Origin of the sequence: Microbulbifer agarilyticus (assembly GCF_001999945.1) — a bacterium.
GTDB classification, from domain to species: Bacteria; Pseudomonadota; Gammaproteobacteria; order Pseudomonadales; family Cellvibrionaceae; genus Microbulbifer; species Microbulbifer agarilyticus_A.
This window is the reverse complement of the sequence record NZ_CP019650.1, coordinates 279,421-297,786: the sequence shown is the minus strand read 5'-3', so window position 1 is coordinate 297,786 and position 18,366 is coordinate 279,421. Positions and strand designations below refer to the sequence as shown.

Sequence of the window (18,366 nt, the reverse complement as noted above, 5' to 3'; positions counted from 1 at the left end):
ACCGCAACCGCAGTAAAAACAATAACCAAAATGACCGCAGCTCTCAGCCAGCCTCAGCGCCAGACTCCGCAACCCGCCCCGGGCAACCAGCCGTCCCAGGGTGATCGGTTCACCTTTGCCCTGTTTCTGGCCTGCGCACTGCATGCACTACTGATATTCGGCGTTGCTTTTACGGCGCCGGAAGCCAGTGAGGCACCGCCAACCCTGGAAGTAACCCTGGCCCAACACCGCTCCACGGATGCACCGGAAGACGCCGACTACCTGGCACAGCACAACCAGCAAGCCAGCGGCACCGCGGAAACTCCCAAGGAGCTGTCTACCGACCGACACGCGGAAATCGCCGACACCAGTATTCGTCAGGTCAACCCACTACCACAGCAACAGGCCGCACGTCCGGCAGACCAGCTGCGCCAGTTGATTACCACCATCGGCGACAGCCCCACTCAGGCGCCGGAGCTTCCCGCCGAGGACAAGCGCTCGGAAGAGAAGCAGGGCGACGCGCCGTCAGACCTGCCGCCCTCCAACCCGGAAATCGCCAGCCTGCAGGCGCGCCTCGACAAGATTCGCCAGACCATCGCCCAACGTCCGCGGGTGCGCCGCCTCACCTCCGTCGCCACCAAAGCCTCAACTGATGCGGCCTACCTGCACGATTGGCGTCAGAAAGTAGAGTCGGTTGGTAACGACAACTTCCCCGAAGAAGCCCTCGCCCGGCAGATCACCGGCGACCTGCGCATGATGGTGCGCCTGCTGCCCACCGGCGCGGTCGAAGAAGTGGTCATCCTCGAGTCCTCCGGCGAACCCATCCTCGACGATGCGGCACAACAGATTGTCCGCCTGGCGGCCCCGTTCGCGCCCTTCCCCACCGAAATTCGCCAACAGGCGGACCGGCTGGAGATCATTCGCACCTGGCGCTTTGAGATGACGGGTTTCTCCACCGCCGCCGGTAAAACTCCCAACCGCGGCTGACAGCCTCTAAACTAGCACCATGCAACCCACAAATACCGACAAGATCGACAGCGATCTCACCAACAACAGCCTGCGCGGCCAGTTGCTGCTGGCCATGCCCGGCATGCAGGACCCGCGCTTCGTGCATGCAGTCGCGTTTATCTGCGAGCACAGTGCCGACGGCACCATGGGCGTGGTCATCAACGCACCGAGCAAAGTGACTTGGAAAGAAGTGTTCTCCCAGCTCGAGCTCAACGACATCAGTCTGCGTGGTGATGAACCGGTGCTGGTGGGCGGGCCGGTGGCCCAGGAACAGGGGTTTGTACTGCACGGCCGCGGCATGCAGTTTGCCTCCACCGCCGAGGTCTCTGAAGAAATCAGCCTGACCGCCTCCAAAGACATCATTGAATCGCTCGCCGCCGGCCGCGGCCCCGACGATGTGCTGTTGGCACTCGGCTACGCCGGCTGGGGTCCCGGGCAACTGGAAGAAGAAATTGCCGAAAACGCCTGGCTGACACTGCCGGCATCCGCTGAAATCCTGTTTGCCACCCCATGGGAAAAACGCTGGCAGGCCGCCGCCGCGCGCCACGGCATTGATCTGAGCGGGATCGGCACCCAGTCCGGTCACGCTTAAGGTTACGTTTCACGCAATGAAAACCATCACCGCCCTCGCCTTTGATTTCGGCACCAGCTCCATTGGTCTGGCTTATGGCCAGAGCCTGACCGGCAGCGCCCGCGAACTGGATCCGCTACCTGCCAAAGACGGCAAGCCCGACTGGAACCGGGTACAAAGCATCGTCGACGAATGGAAACCCAAGGTGCTGGTCGTTGGGCTGCCGCTCAACATGGACGGCAGTGAAAGCGAGTTTGGCGCCCGCGCGCGGAAATTTGGCCAGCGCCTGCACGGCCGCCTGGGGCTGCCGGTGGAATACGCCGACGAGCGCCTTAGTACCCGCGCCGCCAAAGACGAGGCACGGGACCGCGGGCATCGCGGCAACTACGCCGACCAGCCCGTAGACTCCATCGCCGCACGCATCTTTCTCGAGGACTGGCTGCGCAACGTCGCCGCCTCTTGATGCACTGGCCGGTAATCCGGCGCACAAGCTGGTAAACTTGCGCGCAACATCAGTCCAGCCAGTTTCCGCGCATGCCCGAATCAAGCAACTCCACCAACGCCCCGATTTCTACCGTCCGCATCGCTACTCGCGAGAGCGCCCTGGCCCTGTGGCAGGCTCACTTCGTCAAAGGTGAGCTGGAACGGCACCACCCGGGCCTCACCGTGGAGCTGCTGCCCATGACTAGCCGCGGCGACCAGCTGCTCAGCATTCCGTTGAACAAGGTGGGTGGCAAAGGGCTGTTTGTGAAAGAGCTGGAAAAAGCCATGCTGGAAGGCCGTGCAGATATCGCCGTGCACTCCATGAAAGACGTGCCGATGGAATTCCCTGAAGGCCTGCACCTGCCCGTGATCTGCGAGCGCGAAGACCCGCGCGACGCCTTTGTAAGCAATCACTACGGCTCTTTCGAAGAGCTCCCACAGGGCGCGGTAGTTGGCACCTCCAGCCTGCGCCGCCAGTGTCAGCTGCTGGCAGTGCGCCCGGATCTCGAGGTCAAATTCCTGCGCGGCAACGTAAATACCCGCCTGGCCAAACTGGATGCCGGTGAGTACGACGCCATCATCCTCGCCGCCGCCGGCCTGCTGCGACTGGAGATGCGCGAGCGCATCGCCGCCTACATCGAGCCGGAAGTATTGCTGCCTGCGGGCGGTCAGGGCGCCGTGGGCATCGAATGCCGCCGCGACCCCGCGCTGGAGGCATTGCTCGCACCCCTGCAGCACGATGAAACCCGCTTCCGCCTCGACGCCGAACGCGCCATGGTGCGCCGCCTGAATGGTGGCTGCCAGGTGCCGATTGGCTGTTATGCAATTTTCAGTGACGAAAATAAAACCCAGCTGTACCTGCGCGGTCTCGTCGGTAGCCCCGACGGAGCAACCATGTTGCGCGGTGAAGTCCACGGCTCTATCGAAGAAGCGGAGTCCCTCGGCATCCGCCTGGCCGAGCAACTGCTGCAGGCCGGCGCCGACGAGATCCTCGCCGCCATTTAATTCGATCACCGCACCCGTAGCGACCGCATAGCAATGACTCCACCTCTCGCCGGCCAGCGCATTCTGATCACCCGCCCCACACACCAGAGCGACCGCTGGCAGGCACTGCTGCAGGCGCAGGGGGCGAGTGTGGACAGCATTCCTATGCTGGCTATCGAACCGGTATCCGATGCGGACGCGGTGCAGGCGGTGAAAAGCCTGATTCTGGATTTTGACCAGTTCGACCACGCCATCTTCGTCTCGCAGAACGCCGTTCAATTCGGCTTCGATTGGCTGGATGACTACTGGCCACAACTGCCACAGGGTCCGCGTTACTACGCCATCGGTGCCGCAACGGCCAAGGCGATCCGCACCCGCGGCGCCGAGCCTGAATCGTGCGACAGTGCCGCAATGGATTCTGAGGCACTTCTGAGTCTGCCGGCGCTGCAAAACCCCGATGGCGAGCGCGTAATCCTCTTTCGCGGTCAGGGTGGGCGCCCGCTGATCGGCCAGACACTGGCAGAACGCGGCGCGCGCGTCGACTACTGCGAGCTGTACCAGCGCCTACTGCCGAGTGCAGCCTGCGAACAACTGCGCGCCTACGCGCATATCCCCGATGCCATTACCCTGCACAGCGGGGAAACCCTGGAAAACTTGCGGCGCGCTCTGGAAGAGATCGGCAAGCGTGCAGCGCTGAATAACTGCCCCCTGATCCTGCCGAGCCAGCGAGTCGCCGAACAGGCCCGGGCCCTCGGCTTCAGCAAGGTTTTTGCCGCCAAGAACGCTGGCGACGCTGCCATGCTGGACGCATTGAGCGAAGCACTTTCCCCCCATCATTGCTGAAATTCCGCCGATCACGGTAAAAAATTTTATTTCCGCGCCAGACTTCCTATAAAGAACCGCTGCAGTCGCTATAATTTGGCGACAAATTTTCTAGCGGCCTCCGTGCAGTCCACCGCCCTGACAACCGCCAGAACGACCGGTGCCCCCACGCATCCACCCTGAGCAAGCGAGCCCATGAGCGATAAAAAAGCCCCAGCTTCCGCCACGCCGGACGATAAAAAAACCAACAATCAGAAAGACGTGCCTACGGTGACAGAAAAAGCGGAGCCGAAGAGCAACTTCGCCAAGGCCGCAGAAGACCGCGGTACAGACGGCAAAAAGGGTGACAAAGCCGCAGCAAAAACCGGCGGCTCAAAGACCGGGGCAAAGACAAAAGCCCCAACCAAACCCCGCGCCGCAAAGAAGGGCAGCGGCTGGACCTGGTTCTGGTTACTTCTATTGGCACTCATCGCCCTCGCGGTCGCCGCCTGGTACTTCATTCCCAGTGTTCGCACCCAAGCCAACAGCCACCTGCAGGACTTGCCGCTGGTGGGCCGGTATTTCGCTGCCGACACACAAACCATTTCGCAGAGTGGCCGCACCACCGCCAGTCAGGACAATACGCCGGCGGCCAGTGACCAAGCTCAGGACACCTACAGCGCATCCTCTGCACCCAGCACGACAGACAGCACCACAGACAACGACACTGCCAGCAGCACCAGCGACTCAGCGTCGACAAACAACCAGAGCACAACAACCGACAACGCGCAGTACACCACCGCGCAGCCACCAGTACCTGAACAACCCATACTGCAGCCCGGCGAATCCCAGCCCACTCCACCGACGGCAACATCACCCACGCCTCCAGTGAATCAGAACCTTGAGCTGATCAAAGGCCTGCGCCAGCAACTGGAACAGCAAAATCAAGTGATCGAACAGCTGCAGCAACAGCTGGCTGGCGTGCAGCGCAATGTCACCGCGCAGGGTAATCGCCTGAGCCAACTTGGCAATGCCAGCCGCGAGGATTGGCAACTGGCTGAAGCGGATTACCTGCTGCGCCTGGCCAACCAGCGCCTGATGCTGGAGCAAGATAGCCGCTCCGCTCTCGGACTGCTGCAGGAAGTCGACAAAATTATCCGCGACGTAGATATGCCGGATTTATACGGCGTGCGCCAGCAGCTGTCCCGCGATATCACTGCACTCAAGCTGGTGGAAAACGTGGACCGCGAGGGGCTCTACCTGCGTTTGCGCGCGCTGGAGGAGCAGATGGTGAAATTGAACATCCAGCCCCAGTTCGACCTGGCCAAGCGCGATGCTGCCGTCATCCAGCAGCAGAACGACAACCCCGAGATCGGCGAGGCACACTTCCGCTCCAGCTGGGATAACTTCCTCAACTTCCTCAAAGGCTCCGTGCGCATTCGCGATGGCGAGGTGGACCCGGTACTACTGTCGCCACAGAGTGAAACCCGTTTCCGTCAGAGCCTGCGCCTGAACATGGAACAGGCCGAGTTAGCAGTACTGCGCGCGGATGACACCGTATTCAAAGATTCGATTAATCACGCGCGTCAACTGCTACTGGACTATGGCGTGGACAACCCGCAGCGCCAGGTAATCCTGCGTGAGCTGGAAGAACTCGCGCAGGAAAAAGTCAAAGTCGAGCTACCCAACTTGAGCGCATCGCAGACCGCATTGCGCAATTACATCGACAAAATGCACAAGGTTTCCTCCGGGCAAACCCCTGACAACGACAACGGAGGTAGCGACTGGTGAAACGCTTCCTTCTGTTTACCCTGCTATTACTACTCGGCGGCGCCTTCCTCGCCGAGGCCATGCGCTCATACCCCGGCTACCTGCTGTTAATGATCGGAGGGGATGGCGGGAAACGTATTGAAATGAACTTGTGGGTCGCCATCGGCGGCCTGGCCCTCGGCATACTCGCGCTGTTCTTGTTTATCTGGTTGCTGCGCAGTGTTGCGCGTGCGATTGGCGGCAGCGTCAGCCGCATTCGCTTCGGCCGCAGCCGTATCGCACGCCGCCGGCTTACCAACGGCCTGGTGGAGTTTATGGAAGGTAACTGGGCACGCGCGCGAAGATTACTGCTAAAAAGCGCCGCGCGCTCCGATGCGCCGATCATCAACTATCTGGCAGCCGCGCGCAGTGCGTTCGAACTCGGATACCGGGACGAAGCCAACGAGCTTCTGGCCAAGGCCGAAGCCACCGGCGACGACACCCAACTCGCCGTGGCCATCAGCCAGGCGCGCATGCAATTACTCGACAAGCACTACGAGCAATGTATCGCCAGCCTGCAGCGGGCCATGCAGCAGGAGCCCAATCATCCGGCACTGCTGCAACTGCTGCGCCAGGCCTATTACAACATCGGCGAATGGCACGGCCTGCGCGAGCTGTTACCGAGACTCGAAAAACACGGCAGCATGCCCGAGTCGCAGTTCCAGCAACTGGAGCTCGAGGTCTACCAGAACCTGCTGCGCGACGCCGCCAATCGTGACGATAAAGAAAAGTTACGCGAAACCTGGCACAGCCTCAGCGGGCGTTGGCAGCGCAATATCGAACTGCGCAATCTCTATGGGGAAATGCTGCACAAGGTGGGCGACGACGTTGAAGCGGAAAAACACCTGCGCTGGATTTTGAATCGGGAATGGCGCGCCGATACCGTGCGTTTGTACGGGCACCTGACCGGCGCCGACGCCAGCCAGCAGGTCACCATCGCCGAAGGCTGGCAGAAGGAATACGGGGAAAACGCCGATCTTCTCACCTGCCTGGGCCGCCTGTATCTGCGCAATCAAATTTGGGGCAAGGCGCGGCAGTACTTTGAAAAGAGCCTGCTGCTGCGCTCGGACCCGGAGACCTCCGCCGAGCTGGCGCGGCTGCTGTATGCCCTCGGCGAGAAAGACAAAGCCGCGCAACTGTACGAGCAAGGCCTGCTGCAGGCGGTTTCCACCCTGCCCCAGCTACCGCTACCCGACCAGCAAGCGCATATGCTCAGCACGCGGGCATCCTGATCACAGGAATCCGCGCAAGCGCACACTGTTACCGCGGCATCACCATTTCACGATGCCGCGGGTTACCTTGATACCGCCAACCAGGGTCGAGCCGCCATAATCTTTCGCCAGGCGCAGCAGGGTTTTATGAAAGCCGAAGTTTGGAAAGGCCGCCTCAACCTCGCGGATCGTGGCCTTACTCAGCCCCTTGTGTACCGTACCCATAGACGCATCAATCCAGTCGGCCTTGCGGCACGCCTCAATAACTCGTGCATGGGGCCCGGTGTAAGGGGTAATCTTGTGATGCCAGTGAATCGCCCCGCGCAACGCATCGGGGTCCAGTCCCCAGCCGTATTTTTCGTTATCCGCCAGCGCAACAGCTTCCGACGGTTCCAGATAGGCCAGCTCATGGTCGGTCCATAAGCCGATATCGTGATAAACAAACGCGGTTTCTACGAGCTTTTCCACAGCCGCATCATTGTCGAGAAAGTACATGGCATAAGTGATAGTGCGGTACACATGGTTACGATAGCCGGGGAAATCCTTGCCAATCACGCCCTTGTAACGCCCTAACAGTTCTTCCACCAGCGGCCGTTCCTGCTTGATCACTATCTCTGCCATCGACCAAAATCCTCAACATTATTTCAAATAGCGCGCTAGCTATTCCGCCTCACGCGACGCGCTCACATGGCTAATCGCGCTGAACATTGCCGGCAACAGTACATAGGAAATCATCGGCACGATAAGGCCTACCGATATCACCGTAACCCACCAATGGCTATCCACATAAGCCGCTACCCGGGGAGGTATAAAATATACCAGCGGCAGCAACGCGAAAAACGTCAGCAAAGCAGATAGATGACGATTTGGCCGAATTTGTGGTGTATCTGTTAATCGCGTTTTCATTTTCCGCCCCGACTTCGCTTCAAGAGTGCACCCAAGCATTTAGCCCGGGCACACGAAACAACACATTAATTTATATAGACAAGAATCAGCTGCGCATCTTCGAGCGCGGTAAACGCGATGCTGGTCTTGGATCGAATCGCTGTTCTCGCGGTAACCCGCGTACCGTTCACTTTGCCTTCACCTTTACTCAAAAAAGCCAGCACGTCCCCGTTATGCTCTACTTTCTGACCCGCCTCCAGGTTTGCAACCGCGATGGAAGTACCGCTGTAAAACGTCTCATCCTGTCCCTTGGGGCCACCGTAGACTGTCTGCACTTCACCAACCTTGGGTTCATACACTTTGTATCCGGCACGCTCGCCCGCCTGGTCAGGCAGCACCCACAATTGAATCATATGGTTCTCTTTCCCATCGGGATTGATCTCATTGTGGGAAAAACCCTCGGCGCCGGCTCGTTGTACCTGCGTATAGCCGGCCTCCAGCCCCTGGCCATGCTCCAGTGAGCCAGCATGGGAAATCCGTCCATCGACCATAACCGAAACCACATCGATTTCCCGGTGAGGGTGCAGGCCGGTCTCGCCAAAAGGCTGGAAATTCGCATCTGCCAGGTAAACAAAGTTACCCACACCATCAAAGGCCTGAGCACTTGCACGTGGGAATACCCGGCGATCGGTAACAAACTGCCGCTCTTTCAGGCCTGCGAAACCACCCTGTGGCAAGTCTTCAAATTTGAGTGTTTGCATATTCATCTCTCCCGGAAACCATCTCAGAAACTGTACTTGTGGAACTGAGACCAGTGTATGCATGGGGCAAAATTGGATAAATAAGTAACTTCATTACATATTGTTCTATTATAGGCAACAATAAACAGAACCTGAGCGTGGAGGGCCGGCAGTAAACCGGCAGATAGTCGATGGCGGATTTGAACGACATGATGGTATTCAGAGCGGTAGTCGATCAGGGCAGCTTTACCGGCGCCGCCACCGAGCTGGGCCTGCCTAAATCCAACATCAGCCGCAAGGTATCCCGCCTGGAAGAAAGTCTGGGGGCACGACTGCTTGAACGATCTACCCGCGCACTGCACCTCACCGAAGTAGGCCGACTCTACTACGAGCACTGTGTGCGTATCGCAGAAGAAATTAGCAGCGCCGAACAGGTCATCGAAGCCCACAGCGCGCAACCGAAAGGCTGGATAAAACTGTGCACCTCGGTAACGCTGGGCCAGGCACTGATCAGCCCGCTATTGCCGACTTTCCGTGAGCAATACCCTGAGGTGCACGTGGATATGATGCTCACCAATCGACGCGTGGACATCATTGAAGAAGGTTTTGACCTGGCGATACGTGCGGGGGAATCCCCAGATTCAAACCTGGTATCCAGAAGGCTCTACACCGCATCGCTCAATCTCTATGCGAGCCCGCAATACGTAGAAACCAGAAGAGCTGACAAAATCACACAGTTAGAAGAGTTGCATCAACACTGTTGCTTGCATATGAATGCAAATAGCGAGCGAGCTCGCTGGCAGCTGTTTAACGGCAACGAGGAACATACATTCGAATTCCAACCGGAAATGCGCTGCAACGACTTCAGTAGTATTCAACAGCAAGTCATTAACGGAGGGGGAATATCTCTACTGCCTGATTACCTATGCCAACAAGATATACAAGCAGGAAATCTCATACAGGTACTGCCCGGTTGGAGTGGAAAATCCGTAAGTGTCTACGGAATTTTTCCAAGTCGAAAAGGCGTTTCCCCGAAAATCCGTGCATTTCTGGACTATTTATTGGGCAATCTGAAATAGGTAGAGAACCTAGCTACGAGTAACAACAGATGTGCCTCCGCAGCACTATAACTATATCTACATCAAACAGGGCATGTGGGTGCTGCGGGCCAGCAGCCGTCTGCGAGCCTGATGATCGTGCCGGTGTGGGACGGATCCGCATGTTTGCCAGGTAACTAAATAATTCGCCGAGCTCTTCCGCTTCGCCCAGTCGCCCCGCAGGAACAATTTCACGGATAAAATTACTGCCTACGGGATCAGTCAGGTCAACTGTTGTTACACCTGGGTGGTCGCACCTATAAGTTTCAGACTTTGCACCCTCTGCGAAGGTACTATCCTGCGCGATGTCTGCAAACCCATCACTCAGCAATGCCTTTACCACAGCTGGTCCCCGATAGCCCAACACGTTAGTCACAAGCGTTGTCTAGTCGCTGCTTGTCCATTGCTCATCAACCCACTCTATTTACCATCAACGTCTAAATCTGTCTTACTGGACGATTACGGAAACTTCACGCAAAGCCTGTTTTATATCCCAAATCCGGCTATACAGAAAATATCCACCATTACTAGTGAAAGTCCACGCAATAAACGCCAAGTTGGAAAATACACAAACCCAGAATATTTGGCGGAAAGGTTGTTTCGATGTCTTATGGTTGAATAGAGCCTGTCCTAACAGGGCTCCGGGCCAACCACCAATGAATGACAACAGATGCAGGGTATTTTCGCTAGTACGCCGGCGCGCCGTGAGCGCAGCCAACTTATCCCAGCCATAAACCAACATTGTAAAAATTGAGAGAGTACCAATGAGATAGAGCATCTCAAGCGGATACCGATTAATTGAAATCGCAAAAATCAAACCGCCTAGAAATGCAGTAGCAATAAAGAACTGAAACAACAACAGCCCTCCTTTACCTCTACGCCTCATAAATCACCATGTGGTCGCATTCAATCACGGTCGATATTCGCTTACATAGCCTCTAACAGAGAGAAGCTATTACCCATCCCAACCAAACCAGCAATCACTATCTATTGACTACTAACCAAGTAATTCAATATATCGACGATCTGCTGCGGGGTAGTTGCCCACGCATATGCCGAAGCATCCACTTCTTTTAGGGGGTGAACGATATCTTCGCCATGCAAGGTAATATATGGCTTCCCAAGAGCGGCGCAATAACCAGCATCAAAGGCAGCATTCCATTGCTTGTACTTATCACCAAACCGGATGATCGCAACGTCACATCTTTCGATTAGTGTTTTTGTGCGTATTGCGTTTACCTTCGCCGACTTGTGATCGCGCCAAAATCCAGATTCCTCAGCACCAAGCACATCACCTGCGGCATCACTGGCATCGTGATCTGTGACTGCAGATGAAAATACAAAATCACTCCCAGCACACCCATCGATAATTTGCTTCCGCCAGTCTGTGTGGATCTCACCGGATAGATAGATATTTAGCCCCATGACTACTTCCTTTAAACCTAAATTTTACTCGTGATAAAAAATTGACCGCCCAAGTGGTGAAAACCCACCCATTAGACACGACCCATAAGGGACTTTAGAAAAATAGAATACTGATCACCGTAGCCGGCATATCTTCACTTGCTCTTGTGGGCCAGTTTATGCGCATACTGCTCCCAATTCTGGCCGTCAAATTCAGTGACATTTACCGAAGCTGGCAATGTATCCAGGCAATTCACATTAATATCGATACCGTCTGGATTTGACCTGGGAGTATAAAACGGCTTGATTCCGCACACTTTACAGAAGGTATGCTTTGCAACGCCGGAACCGAAAGTGTAGGTAGAAATCGAATCGCCCCCGGACAGCAACCTGAATTTACTGAGAGGTACAATCAGGTGAAGGAATCCAGACTTCGCACAAACTGAGCAGTTACAATGATCGGCCTCAATATTTTCTGGTGCATCCACTTCAAATGTAATGGCTTTACAGTGGCAGCTGCCTTTGTAGATCATCATTTGCCTCAATTTAATTCGTCTAAACACTCAGTATATGCGCTATGCAAAAACCCACCTACCCGAAGATATCACAGCAAGATCATATTCGATGGAGGTCAAAACCAAGCTGCCTATCCCTGCGGGGATTGATAGTCGCACCGACCCACAAATACCTGTATTCACATTGCTGCCTCCAGCATCATCTAACCGCAGTTTGACGCGGCTATAAGAAGCGTCTTTTGGTTCAGTCCACATTGACTACTAATTTAAGATTAATGACTGGAATTAAGCTTCTCTTGCAAGGCCATCAACGTGCCAGAGACTACGAATGTCATATGAATAATAACACGCCACATCACGAGACTCTGGTCACTGTCTTCGGTCATGGTCAAAAATACTTTTAACAATTCTATTGATGATATAGCTACGATAGAGCCAATTACTTTAATCTTTAGGCCTGCAAACCCAACCTTCCCCATCCAACCGGGACGGTCTCCGTCATCCTCCACCTCAATCTTTGAAACAAAGCTTTCATAGCCGCTAAATACGATTATAAAAATTAAGCTGGCAATAAGAGAAATATCGATGAGCGTTAAAATATGCAGAATAACTTCTGATCCACTAAGTTCATTTATGTGCAGAATGATATGTACTATCTCTTTTATGAATTTCAACAACAACACAGAAACTGCAGCGATCAATCCAACAAAAAACGGCACCAAAAGCCAACGACTAGCAAATAAATTACGTTCAAATATTTCTTCAAATTTTTTCATTCTCACCCCTAATGATTAGTTATTTCCCGACTCGATAATGCACACAGGTAAAGGCAATCTATCGCCCTTATCATCTAGTATTTGTTACGTCTCGCCTTAATTTTTATGACTCTTAGATTTAATAGTTTTTTGACTAACGCCACGGAATGCTGCGGCTATGTAGTTGATTATGTTGTGGCAGCGTAGCTATTGCCACATAAACATGCGACGGAATAGCCGTCAGCCCTGACCGGGTTGTTAAACACGTTGCGTTTTTACCCAAGTGCTATATGCTTGATGGCACTCCTTCGTTTTGTCATCTATCACTGATATCTGGCTTAGCGCTCACTCCTTGAGGCAGCCAATGACAAACATACGCTTATGCTACCAAACTATTGAGTTTGGTAAAGTTGACATTCACCTTTGCACTCTACGAAACAGACAAGAATTTTACGATCCAGACGGCGAGGCAGAGCGCCTAGGGATTAGCTCCTCTACTTGGCCAATATTCGGCGTTCTATGGCCTTCCGGCATAGTACTCGCCAACTATATATGTCAGTTTGATACACGCTCAAAGCGCATATTGGAAATTGGGTGCGGAACTGCCTTAACGAGTCTGCTACTAAACAAGCGACAAGATGATATTACAGCGACGGATCATCACCCAGAAGCAGGAAAATTTTTAGATAGAAATACCGACCTTAATCATGACGGTAAAATCTCCTTTGTAAGGGCTGATTGGTCCGGAGAAGATACAGAGCTTGGGTTGTTCGACCTCATCATAGGTAGTGACCTGCTTTATGAAGATGAACACGTGGAACTCGTTGGAAATTTTATAAACAAGCATGCCAGGCAAGAATGTGAAGTTGTAATCGTAGACCCAGGCCGGGGGCGAAAAAATAAACTCACGAAAAAGATGGAAGGTTTCGGGTATACCTCATCGCATTTCAAACCTACCGATACTGGCTATTTAGACGGAACATTCAAAGGATATATCTTGAATTTTGAACGAACGGCATAGAGCTATTTAACGCCGTGCTAAGTCGCGGCCAAAGTTGGGTGGCTTTTGTGGTAAAAACGTAGCGACTACAAAATACGCTCTGCTTTGGATATCGTGCCGCAACGCTTGTTAGGCATTGAACTCCATTTCAAACTCATATTTGCTACTAGCAACATCTTTAAAACCGAGTCCTCTATACAGAGAAATCGCTGGATTATTTTTGAAAACACTCAAGCCGATAGTGGCGTTTACAGATACAGCAGATTTGCATATGTCATTCAATATTGCTTTACCAATCCCGATCCCTTGAAACTCTGGATCAACCTGAAACTGATAGATGTACCAATGATTTTCTGAATAGTCCTTAGACATTTTTATCATCCCCACATCTTTCTCCCGATAACGAACAATCTGTATATCATCAAAAGAGTACTTAACCCGGCTCAAATCCGATGAATCATTCTCCTCAGAAATTTCTAGAGAGTACTTGTGCATCGTTTTCCTTCTCAAATCCAGGAGAAAACTGACATCATTGTTATTTACGGGTCTAAGACAGATTTTCATAGATGACTAACGCCGCCAACAGGGGCAGCTTGCTTTGGGCGCTTTTTGCGCAATAATGGGAGCGAAGCGACCTGCGCATAAAGTGCACAAAGTAAGATGTCCGGTGGAGGCCCGCAGGGCCGGAACGAAATGCCTCGCCTTGTTATGCGCTACGTGCAGACACCCTCATAGGCAAGAAAGCGCTCTGTACCCGAAGCCAGGTCTGTACGCTTCTCACACCAAATATAATCAGAACCACCAAAGAGCGCTTTTACGGACGATGGACACGTACTTTCAGAAGGCTCTATATACTTCTGTTCTGACTCTGAAATTTTACCAGCCCTGTTGATTTTCAACGCGCCGGTTCCAAGACGTACAAATATGTCCGATCCAGATATAGCAAAAAGATAGGCATCTACAGGCATAGCCCATTGATTGATTATTTTCCCAGCCGAATCATACTCATATACGCGTTCAGATGATTTTAGGAATTCGGAAGTGTCTGGCGGTGGAAGAGCGTCAACTTGCGTATATCTTACCCAACCACACGGATGAGGCTCATATCCCATTTTCACAAGCTCTTCCATAGAGTCAGTTGGAACTTTCGCAACTTCTGCGTCACTACTCCATAACGCAACTTCAATTGCATTGGCGTAGCTAGCCGCAAAAATTAAAACAATAAAAACTATTCTTTTCATACTCTCTAAGACGCATAACGCCGTGCTCAGGGACGGCTTATTTTGTGCGCGTTTTGCGCGAAAATGGGAGCGAAGCGACTGCGCAAAAGGTGCACAAAGTAAGACGTCCCCTGCAGCACCTTGTTAGCCTGATTGGAGGTGCTCCCGAAGCACTTGAATACATAAGAAACCCCAAGACTTTCCGACGCCTTTCGCATGCTCAGTGACCGAAATTTCTTTAGTGATATTTCTCCAATCATAAACTTCAACAATATTACCACTCTTTGCATCGATCTCTATTTCGAACTCCCAAAACTCCAACTCCATGCTCAGTAAGGTTCCGCTGAAAGTCGAATCACAACAAATAGGGCCTTGGCCAAACTCGACAAGTATAGAATTCTCTTTTGAAAAATTATTCGATTTTAGCCAGCAGCGAATTGCATCAGGGAAAATCTCAGTATCAAGAAATAGCTTGGCAGTTTTTGCTATGTTGAATTTACTGATCTCATTTTGCTCTCTGGTATTCAGATTTTTTATTTTTGCGAGCTTATCTATGTTCATAGCTAAATCAGGCTAACGCCCACAGCAGGGGCGGATTACCTTGTGCGCATTTTGCGCAAAACTGGGAGCTTAGCGACCTGCGCAAAAGGTGCACAAGGTAAGACGTCCCGCGGAGGCCCGAAGGGCCGGAGCTTTATTGCCTGTGCTTGTTATAGGGATCAGTGCTCAAATTCTACTCCACACTTCCAGCATCTTTTACCTCGAAGCCGTATGTCGAAAGCGCTAACCCCTCTAATTACTTGACCGGCACCGCACGCATTACATCGTATCGACAAAGCATACCCAATAATACCTAGCCCCAATACCAGTGGAAGGAGGAAATGCCAAGTGACAACCCTTTCTGAGCCACTCCCATTTTCTAGGAAGATGTGAATCAAGATAAAAATACACTCAAGAAACACTAGTAGAATTAGTTTTTTATTGTCCTTAAATCCCACTACTCTTTAATTCCTATAACGCTTTGCTCACCGGAAAATTGGGAGCGCAGCGGGTAATTTTTCCGCGTGCAGCAACTTGTTATACGCTTTTACTTTAACCATATGGAGTAGTCCAACTTTCCTAAGGTTGTGGAAAGGTTGGCGATAGCTATAGCTTGCCCAACACTTGTTAGAGTAACTTGACCACCTTTAGCGTCTTTGTCAAAGGTATCCAAAAGGATTTTTGATGATGGAGAGAATGCTGCGAGATCTGTTTTAAATTTTTCTAGATCGGTGTATCCAAAATATTTATAGAGTTGCGTCATCCAGCCATTATAAATATCGACGCTCATCATCGAAGCAATTGAACAAGTACCCGCATATTGAATATGTCTTTTTTGAGAATCTGACAAATTAAACCCCATTGATACAGCTGCCAACGCTCTCTGCGAATATGGTTCCAAATGCGATAAATGTGGAAGACCTTGGACGCCAACGTGAGTCATATAGTGGATAAATGACAAGTAGGCAATTTGTGCCTTGGTTATTTTCGGAACCACTGTAACAGCTTCAGATATGACTATATCTTTAAAGTCATTAGCGGAGGCGGAGGCTCGCTCTGCTATTAAATCGACCAATACCGACGGATTGGCCTTTTCACCTTTGCGAGCACTAGCTTGTACAGCATCATTTATAGCTGCCTGTACATCAGGATCGGTGAATTTCTCAAGAACAATTTCCCCTGATTTTTCTACTATTTTTTGCTCTAACGAAGCAGCGAATTGTTGTACATTCCCTTCTGCTGCTCGAATAGCCTCATCTCTCAAGGATGGAAAATTATCGCGTAAAAACAGCAGGCATAATTCCTTCACTTCTGCAACGGATAGCCCCATATTTTGGGTAACCGTAACATTACCTCCCGCCTGAATGGCAGTGCCTTCAGCTTCTACCTTTTGATTTTGTTTGTCACCTATCACGAATTATCCTTTTTATCCGTTGATCCGATATTTATGCTCACGTCACCACCGGCTTGTATACCTGTAGCATGTTTACCTATGCGCTGAGACTGACCTGAAGCTTCTTCTGACTTTTTATCGAAGAAAAAAGTCGATATCAATGCAGATAGTGATACAACTGTAGTCAGGGCTGGTTCAAAGCTACGTTCAAAGTAAAGCCAGGCACATGAGATACATAGTGCAACAAAAGCCAATATTCTAATTATGATTCTCATGATTCCTCGCTAGCGTATAACGCCCACGGCAGGGGCGGCTTACATTATGCACGATTTGCGCGAAAATGAGAGCGAAGCGAACCGCGCAAAACGTGCATAAGGTAAGCCGTCCCGCGGAGGCCCGAAGGGCCGGAGCTTCACTGCCCGTGATTGTTAAGTGTGGCATTTCTCAATGCTCAGCTCATACACACCATCTTTAGGCTGAAACATTTCTACGTGTTGAATCCTACGTTTTTCATGCCAACCACAGAAATTGAAGTCTTTTTCTGTTTGGTGGCAGATGGATAGTGCTGCCTGGATATTTTTTGCTTTCACATTGGTGCAATTCAATTTTGTGCAAGAACCGCTACTTTCAATTTTTACTTCAACTGAACGGTGCGCAGAAGCTTCAGATATACAATTACCTTGAGCGAGCGTAGTGGCTGAAAAAACAAGCAGAGCTACGTTTATTATTGTTCCAAGTGATTTCATGGTACTGACACTTAACGCCCACGGCAGGGGCGGATTACCTTATGCGCGTTTTGCGCGAAAATGGGAGCAAAGCGACAGCGCAAAACGTGCATAAGGTAAGCCGTCCCGCGGAGGCCCGAAGGGCCGGAGCTTCATTGCCCGTGCTTGTTAAGTGGGGACTAGCATCCGCCATCGCCCCCACCCCCGCCGTCACCTCCACCACCATAACCGCCATCGCCCCCGAAATACCCGCCGCTACTGGTACGTTGATTGACACCAAATTTCACAATAAACCAGAGAATGCTAGATATGAGAAAGCCAGTAAAGATGATTGGTGCAAAGACTGAATTGAATGAATAGCTAGAGGACAGTTCTATAAAGTGCCAAGAACCTAAAAGGCCCACCAGATTGAACAAAAATGACTTCATTGGTATTCCTTTATTCACTTAACGCCCAGCGCAGGCGCAGCCAGCGCTGGGCGCATTTTGTGTTAATGTTTGAGCGGCAGCGAGCAACACAAAAGGTGCGTAGCGTTGGCTGTCGCTCTGCCGCTGCTTGTTAGGGCTACTTTGGTTTCCTTGCCACGACAAAGCCTTTTGTAGGTGCACAACTTTCCCAGCATGAAGTACCAACCACAATATCCGGATACTCATAAAAATAGAGTGCCAACTCCTTATTTTCATTTGTAGTAGCTGAAAGCTCCCAAATTTTAGGCTTAGCCTTTGGGACATCCTGCCCAATAGATCCGAATATATTTTTCTGGTGCAAGCCGTGCAGGAATTCATTTGCACTTCCACTAAGCTCATCAACTGATATAGAGGTGAAATAGTATTCATCTGGCCCCAAACTCGGCTTCTCGTTAGAGACTAATTGGGCTGGATAAATTATTGGCCTGCGTTCCGGGATGAGGACGAACCCATAGTTTTCCGTAAAAGTAATAATGTGACCATATTTTGAACATTCAACTTTTGCCCATTGCTCTATAGGGGCTCCCGTGATTTCGGTAACGGAAGACTTCGGTGCATTATCACACGTTCCCGCGAACGCTTGCGCAGCCGATAACAGCAAGCCAGTTAAACTCAGTTTTATAATTTTTTTCATACTCTAAATCCAATTATCCCTCGATCAGAGCGTAGCCCTAAAGATCAGCCAACGATCCCTGCGCTTTTCGCAGGGTATCGTTCGGCGACTTGTTAGATTTTAGCCGGAGCGAACTGTATTCGTTTATCGTCATCTCCGGCCCTAC

General features: G+C 51.9%; 24 protein-coding genes. 9 read left to right on the top strand and 15 right to left on the bottom strand.

The features are described from left to right. Positions 1–30: 30 nt before the first annotated feature. From Mag101_RS01275 to Mag101_RS01245, 7 genes are all read left to right on the top strand, one after another. Complete coding sequence (locus Mag101_RS01275) at positions 31–966, top strand: energy transducer TonB (protein ID WP_077399687.1); 936 nt, start codon at positions 31–33, stop codon at positions 964–966. 19 nt (positions 967–985) lie between these two features. Continuing rightward, positions 986–1,579 carry a YqgE/AlgH family protein gene (locus tag Mag101_RS01270; RefSeq protein ID WP_077399684.1) on the top strand — a complete coding sequence of 198 codons (594 nt, stop codon included), beginning with the start codon at positions 986–988 and terminating at the stop codon, positions 1,577–1,579. Between the two features lie 16 nt (positions 1,580–1,595). Then, complete coding sequence (gene ruvX / locus Mag101_RS01265; RefSeq protein ID WP_077399681.1) at positions 1,596–2,021, top strand: Holliday junction resolvase RuvX; 426 nt, start codon at positions 1,596–1,598, stop codon at positions 2,019–2,021. Positions 2,022–2,092: 71 nt separating this feature from the next. Next, on the top strand, positions 2,093–3,046 hold the full coding sequence (gene hemC, locus Mag101_RS01260) for a hydroxymethylbilane synthase (RefSeq protein ID WP_077399678.1): 954 nt from the start codon (positions 2,093–2,095) through the stop codon (positions 3,044–3,046). 33 nt (positions 3,047–3,079) lie between these two features. Further along, positions 3,080–3,868 carry a uroporphyrinogen-III synthase gene (locus Mag101_RS01255; RefSeq protein WP_077399675.1) on the top strand — a complete coding sequence of 263 codons (789 nt, stop codon included), beginning with the start codon at positions 3,080–3,082 and terminating at the stop codon, positions 3,866–3,868. Between the two features lie 174 nt (positions 3,869–4,042). Next, positions 4,043–5,617, top strand: a complete 1,575-nt coding sequence (locus Mag101_RS01250; protein ID WP_077399673.1) for a uroporphyrinogen-III C-methyltransferase — start codon at positions 4,043–4,045, stop codon at positions 5,615–5,617. Continuing rightward, the gene (locus tag Mag101_RS01245; protein ID WP_077399670.1) at positions 5,614–6,867 is read left to right on the top strand and encodes a heme biosynthesis HemY N-terminal domain-containing protein; all 1,254 of its coding nucleotides are present in this window, start codon (positions 5,614–5,616) and stop codon (positions 6,865–6,867) included. Before Mag101_RS01250 ends, Mag101_RS01245 begins: the two co-directional genes overlap by 4 nt. A 39-nt stretch (positions 6,868–6,906) precedes the next feature. On the opposite strand, the gene Mag101_RS01240 is transcribed toward Mag101_RS01245, so the two are convergent. The 3 genes from Mag101_RS01240 to Mag101_RS01235 all read right to left on the bottom strand — a co-directional run bounded on the left by Mag101_RS01240 (position 6,907) and on the right by Mag101_RS01235 (position 8,492). Further along, on the bottom strand, positions 6,907–7,467 hold the full coding sequence (locus Mag101_RS01240) for a phosphohydrolase (protein WP_077399667.1): 561 nt from the start codon (positions 7,465–7,467) through the stop codon (positions 6,907–6,909). Positions 7,468–7,506: 39 nt separating this feature from the next. Continuing rightward, a complete protein-coding gene (locus Mag101_RS17740; RefSeq protein ID WP_157520091.1) occupies positions 7,507–7,752 on the bottom strand; it encodes a hypothetical protein in 246 nt (81 codons plus the stop codon). 65 nt (positions 7,753–7,817) lie between these two features. Beyond that, the gene (locus Mag101_RS01235) at positions 7,818–8,492 is read right to left on the bottom strand and encodes a pirin family protein (RefSeq protein WP_077407967.1); all 675 of its coding nucleotides are present in this window, start codon (positions 8,490–8,492) and stop codon (positions 7,818–7,820) included. A 170-nt stretch (positions 8,493–8,662) separates the two neighbouring features. Here Mag101_RS01235 and Mag101_RS01230 point away from each other — a divergent pair, with 170 nt between their 5' ends. Then, positions 8,663–9,550 (top strand): LysR family transcriptional regulator, encoded by an 888-nt coding sequence (locus Mag101_RS01230; RefSeq protein WP_077399664.1) that lies wholly within the window; start codon positions 8,663–8,665, stop codon positions 9,548–9,550. Positions 9,551–10,016: 466 nt separating this feature from the next. On the opposite strand, the gene Mag101_RS01225 is transcribed toward Mag101_RS01230, so the two are convergent. The 4 genes from Mag101_RS01225 to Mag101_RS01210 all read right to left on the bottom strand — a co-directional run bounded on the left by Mag101_RS01225 (position 10,017) and on the right by Mag101_RS01210 (position 12,263). Continuing rightward, entirely contained in the window at positions 10,017–10,427 is a 411-nt protein-coding gene (locus tag Mag101_RS01225; RefSeq protein WP_198040043.1) for a DUF1294 domain-containing protein, read from the bottom strand. A 128-nt stretch (positions 10,428–10,555) separates the two neighbouring features. After that, positions 10,556–10,993: a YtoQ family protein gene (locus Mag101_RS01220; protein WP_077399658.1), complete on the bottom strand. Its 438-nt coding sequence runs from the start codon at positions 10,991–10,993 to the stop codon at positions 10,556–10,558. 134 nt (positions 10,994–11,127) lie between these two features. Beyond that, on the bottom strand, positions 11,128–11,508 hold the full coding sequence (locus Mag101_RS01215; protein ID WP_232325087.1) for a GFA family protein: 381 nt from the start codon (positions 11,506–11,508) through the stop codon (positions 11,128–11,130). 251 nt (positions 11,509–11,759) lie between these two features. After that, positions 11,760–12,263, bottom strand: coding sequence for a TIGR00645 family protein (locus Mag101_RS01210; protein ID WP_232325086.1), 504 nt, complete (start codon positions 12,261–12,263; stop codon positions 11,760–11,762). Between the two features lie 343 nt (positions 12,264–12,606). Between Mag101_RS01210 and Mag101_RS01205 the strand changes: the two genes are divergently transcribed. Continuing rightward, complete coding sequence (locus Mag101_RS01205; RefSeq protein ID WP_077399649.1) at positions 12,607–13,263, top strand: class I SAM-dependent methyltransferase; 657 nt, start codon at positions 12,607–12,609, stop codon at positions 13,261–13,263. Positions 13,264–13,371: 108 nt separating this feature from the next. Here the strand turns inward: Mag101_RS01205 and Mag101_RS01200 are convergent, their stop codons facing one another. The 8 genes from Mag101_RS01200 to Mag101_RS01175 all read right to left on the bottom strand — a co-directional run bounded on the left by Mag101_RS01200 (position 13,372) and on the right by Mag101_RS01175 (position 18,221). Continuing rightward, a complete protein-coding gene (locus Mag101_RS01200) occupies positions 13,372–13,737 on the bottom strand; it encodes a GNAT family N-acetyltransferase (protein WP_198040042.1) in 366 nt (121 codons plus the stop codon). 218 nt (positions 13,738–13,955) lie between these two features. Further along, positions 13,956–14,483 carry a hypothetical protein gene (locus Mag101_RS01195; protein ID WP_077399644.1) on the bottom strand — a complete coding sequence of 176 codons (528 nt, stop codon included), beginning with the start codon at positions 14,481–14,483 and terminating at the stop codon, positions 13,956–13,958. A 123-nt stretch (positions 14,484–14,606) separates the two neighbouring features. Further along, positions 14,607–15,023, bottom strand: coding sequence for a hypothetical protein (locus Mag101_RS01190; protein ID WP_077399641.1), 417 nt, complete (start codon positions 15,021–15,023; stop codon positions 14,607–14,609). Positions 15,024–15,549: 526 nt separating this feature from the next. Beyond that, positions 15,550–16,416, bottom strand: coding sequence for an LPO_1073/Vpar_1526 family protein (locus tag Mag101_RS01185; RefSeq protein ID WP_077399638.1), 867 nt, complete (start codon positions 16,414–16,416; stop codon positions 15,550–15,552). Then, on the bottom strand, positions 16,413–16,670 hold the full coding sequence (locus tag Mag101_RS17735) for a hypothetical protein (RefSeq protein ID WP_157520088.1): 258 nt from the start codon (positions 16,668–16,670) through the stop codon (positions 16,413–16,415). Before Mag101_RS17735 ends, Mag101_RS01185 begins: the two co-directional genes overlap by 4 nt. Before the next feature lie 153 nt (positions 16,671–16,823). After that, positions 16,824–17,141: a hypothetical protein gene (locus Mag101_RS17730; protein WP_157520086.1), complete on the bottom strand. Its 318-nt coding sequence runs from the start codon at positions 17,139–17,141 to the stop codon at positions 16,824–16,826. A 158-nt stretch (positions 17,142–17,299) separates the two neighbouring features. Further along, the gene (locus Mag101_RS01180; RefSeq protein WP_077399635.1) at positions 17,300–17,548 is read right to left on the bottom strand and encodes a hypothetical protein; all 249 of its coding nucleotides are present in this window, start codon (positions 17,546–17,548) and stop codon (positions 17,300–17,302) included. A 136-nt stretch (positions 17,549–17,684) separates the two neighbouring features. Beyond that, complete coding sequence (locus tag Mag101_RS01175) at positions 17,685–18,221, bottom strand: hypothetical protein (RefSeq protein WP_077399632.1); 537 nt, start codon at positions 18,219–18,221, stop codon at positions 17,685–17,687. Positions 18,222–18,366: the final 145 nt, after the last annotated feature.

Excerpts from the sequence above, each read along its gene's own strand:
- hemC (WP_077399678.1), top strand. The coding sequence starts at position 2,093 with ATGCCCGAATCAAGCAACTCCACCAACGCCCCGATTTCTACCGTCCGC.
- Mag101_RS01210 (WP_232325086.1), bottom strand. The coding sequence starts at position 12,263 with ATGAAAAAATTTGAAGAAATATTTGAACGTAATTTATTTGCTAGTCGT.
- Mag101_RS01270 (WP_077399684.1), top strand. The coding sequence starts at position 986 with ATGCAACCCACAAATACCGACAAGATCGACAGCGATCTCACCAACAAC.
- Mag101_RS01250 (WP_077399673.1), top strand. The coding sequence starts at position 4,043 with ATGAGCGATAAAAAAGCCCCAGCTTCCGCCACGCCGGACGATAAAAAA.
- Mag101_RS01195 (WP_077399644.1), bottom strand. The coding sequence starts at position 14,483 with ATGAAAAGAATAGTTTTTATTGTTTTAATTTTTGCGGCTAGCTACGCC.
- Mag101_RS01175 (WP_077399632.1), bottom strand. The coding sequence starts at position 18,221 with ATGAAAAAAATTATAAAACTGAGTTTAACTGGCTTGCTGTTATCGGCT.
- Mag101_RS17735 (WP_157520088.1), bottom strand. The coding sequence starts at position 16,670 with ATGAGAATCATAATTAGAATATTGGCTTTTGTTGCACTATGTATCTCA.
- Mag101_RS01255 (WP_077399675.1), top strand. The coding sequence starts at position 3,080 with ATGACTCCACCTCTCGCCGGCCAGCGCATTCTGATCACCCGCCCCACA.
- Mag101_RS01240 (WP_077399667.1), bottom strand. The coding sequence starts at position 7,467 with ATGGCAGAGATAGTGATCAAGCAGGAACGGCCGCTGGTGGAAGAACTG.
- Mag101_RS01190 (WP_077399641.1), bottom strand. The coding sequence starts at position 15,023 with ATGAACATAGATAAGCTCGCAAAAATAAAAAATCTGAATACCAGAGAG.
- Mag101_RS01275 (WP_077399687.1), top strand. The coding sequence starts at position 31 with ATGACCGCAGCTCTCAGCCAGCCTCAGCGCCAGACTCCGCAACCCGCC.
- Mag101_RS01230 (WP_077399664.1), top strand. The coding sequence starts at position 8,663 with ATGGCGGATTTGAACGACATGATGGTATTCAGAGCGGTAGTCGATCAG.
- Mag101_RS01205 (WP_077399649.1), top strand. The coding sequence starts at position 12,607 with ATGACAAACATACGCTTATGCTACCAAACTATTGAGTTTGGTAAAGTT.
- Mag101_RS17730 (WP_157520086.1), bottom strand. The coding sequence starts at position 17,141 with ATGAAATCACTTGGAACAATAATAAACGTAGCTCTGCTTGTTTTTTCA.
- Mag101_RS01215 (WP_232325087.1), bottom strand. The coding sequence starts at position 11,508 with ATGATGATCTACAAAGGCAGCTGCCACTGTAAAGCCATTACATTTGAA.
- Mag101_RS01180 (WP_077399635.1), bottom strand. The coding sequence starts at position 17,548 with ATGAAGTCATTTTTGTTCAATCTGGTGGGCCTTTTAGGTTCTTGGCAC.
- Mag101_RS01200 (WP_198040042.1), bottom strand. The coding sequence starts at position 13,737 with ATGCACAAGTACTCTCTAGAAATTTCTGAGGAGAATGATTCATCGGAT.
- ruvX (WP_077399681.1), top strand. The coding sequence starts at position 1,596 with ATGAAAACCATCACCGCCCTCGCCTTTGATTTCGGCACCAGCTCCATT.
- Mag101_RS01235 (WP_077407967.1), bottom strand. The coding sequence starts at position 8,492 with ATGCAAACACTCAAATTTGAAGACTTGCCACAGGGTGGTTTCGCAGGC.
- Mag101_RS01220 (WP_077399658.1), bottom strand. The coding sequence starts at position 10,993 with ATGGGGCTAAATATCTATCTATCCGGTGAGATCCACACAGACTGGCGG.
- Mag101_RS17740 (WP_157520091.1), bottom strand. The coding sequence starts at position 7,752 with ATGAAAACGCGATTAACAGATACACCACAAATTCGGCCAAATCGTCAT.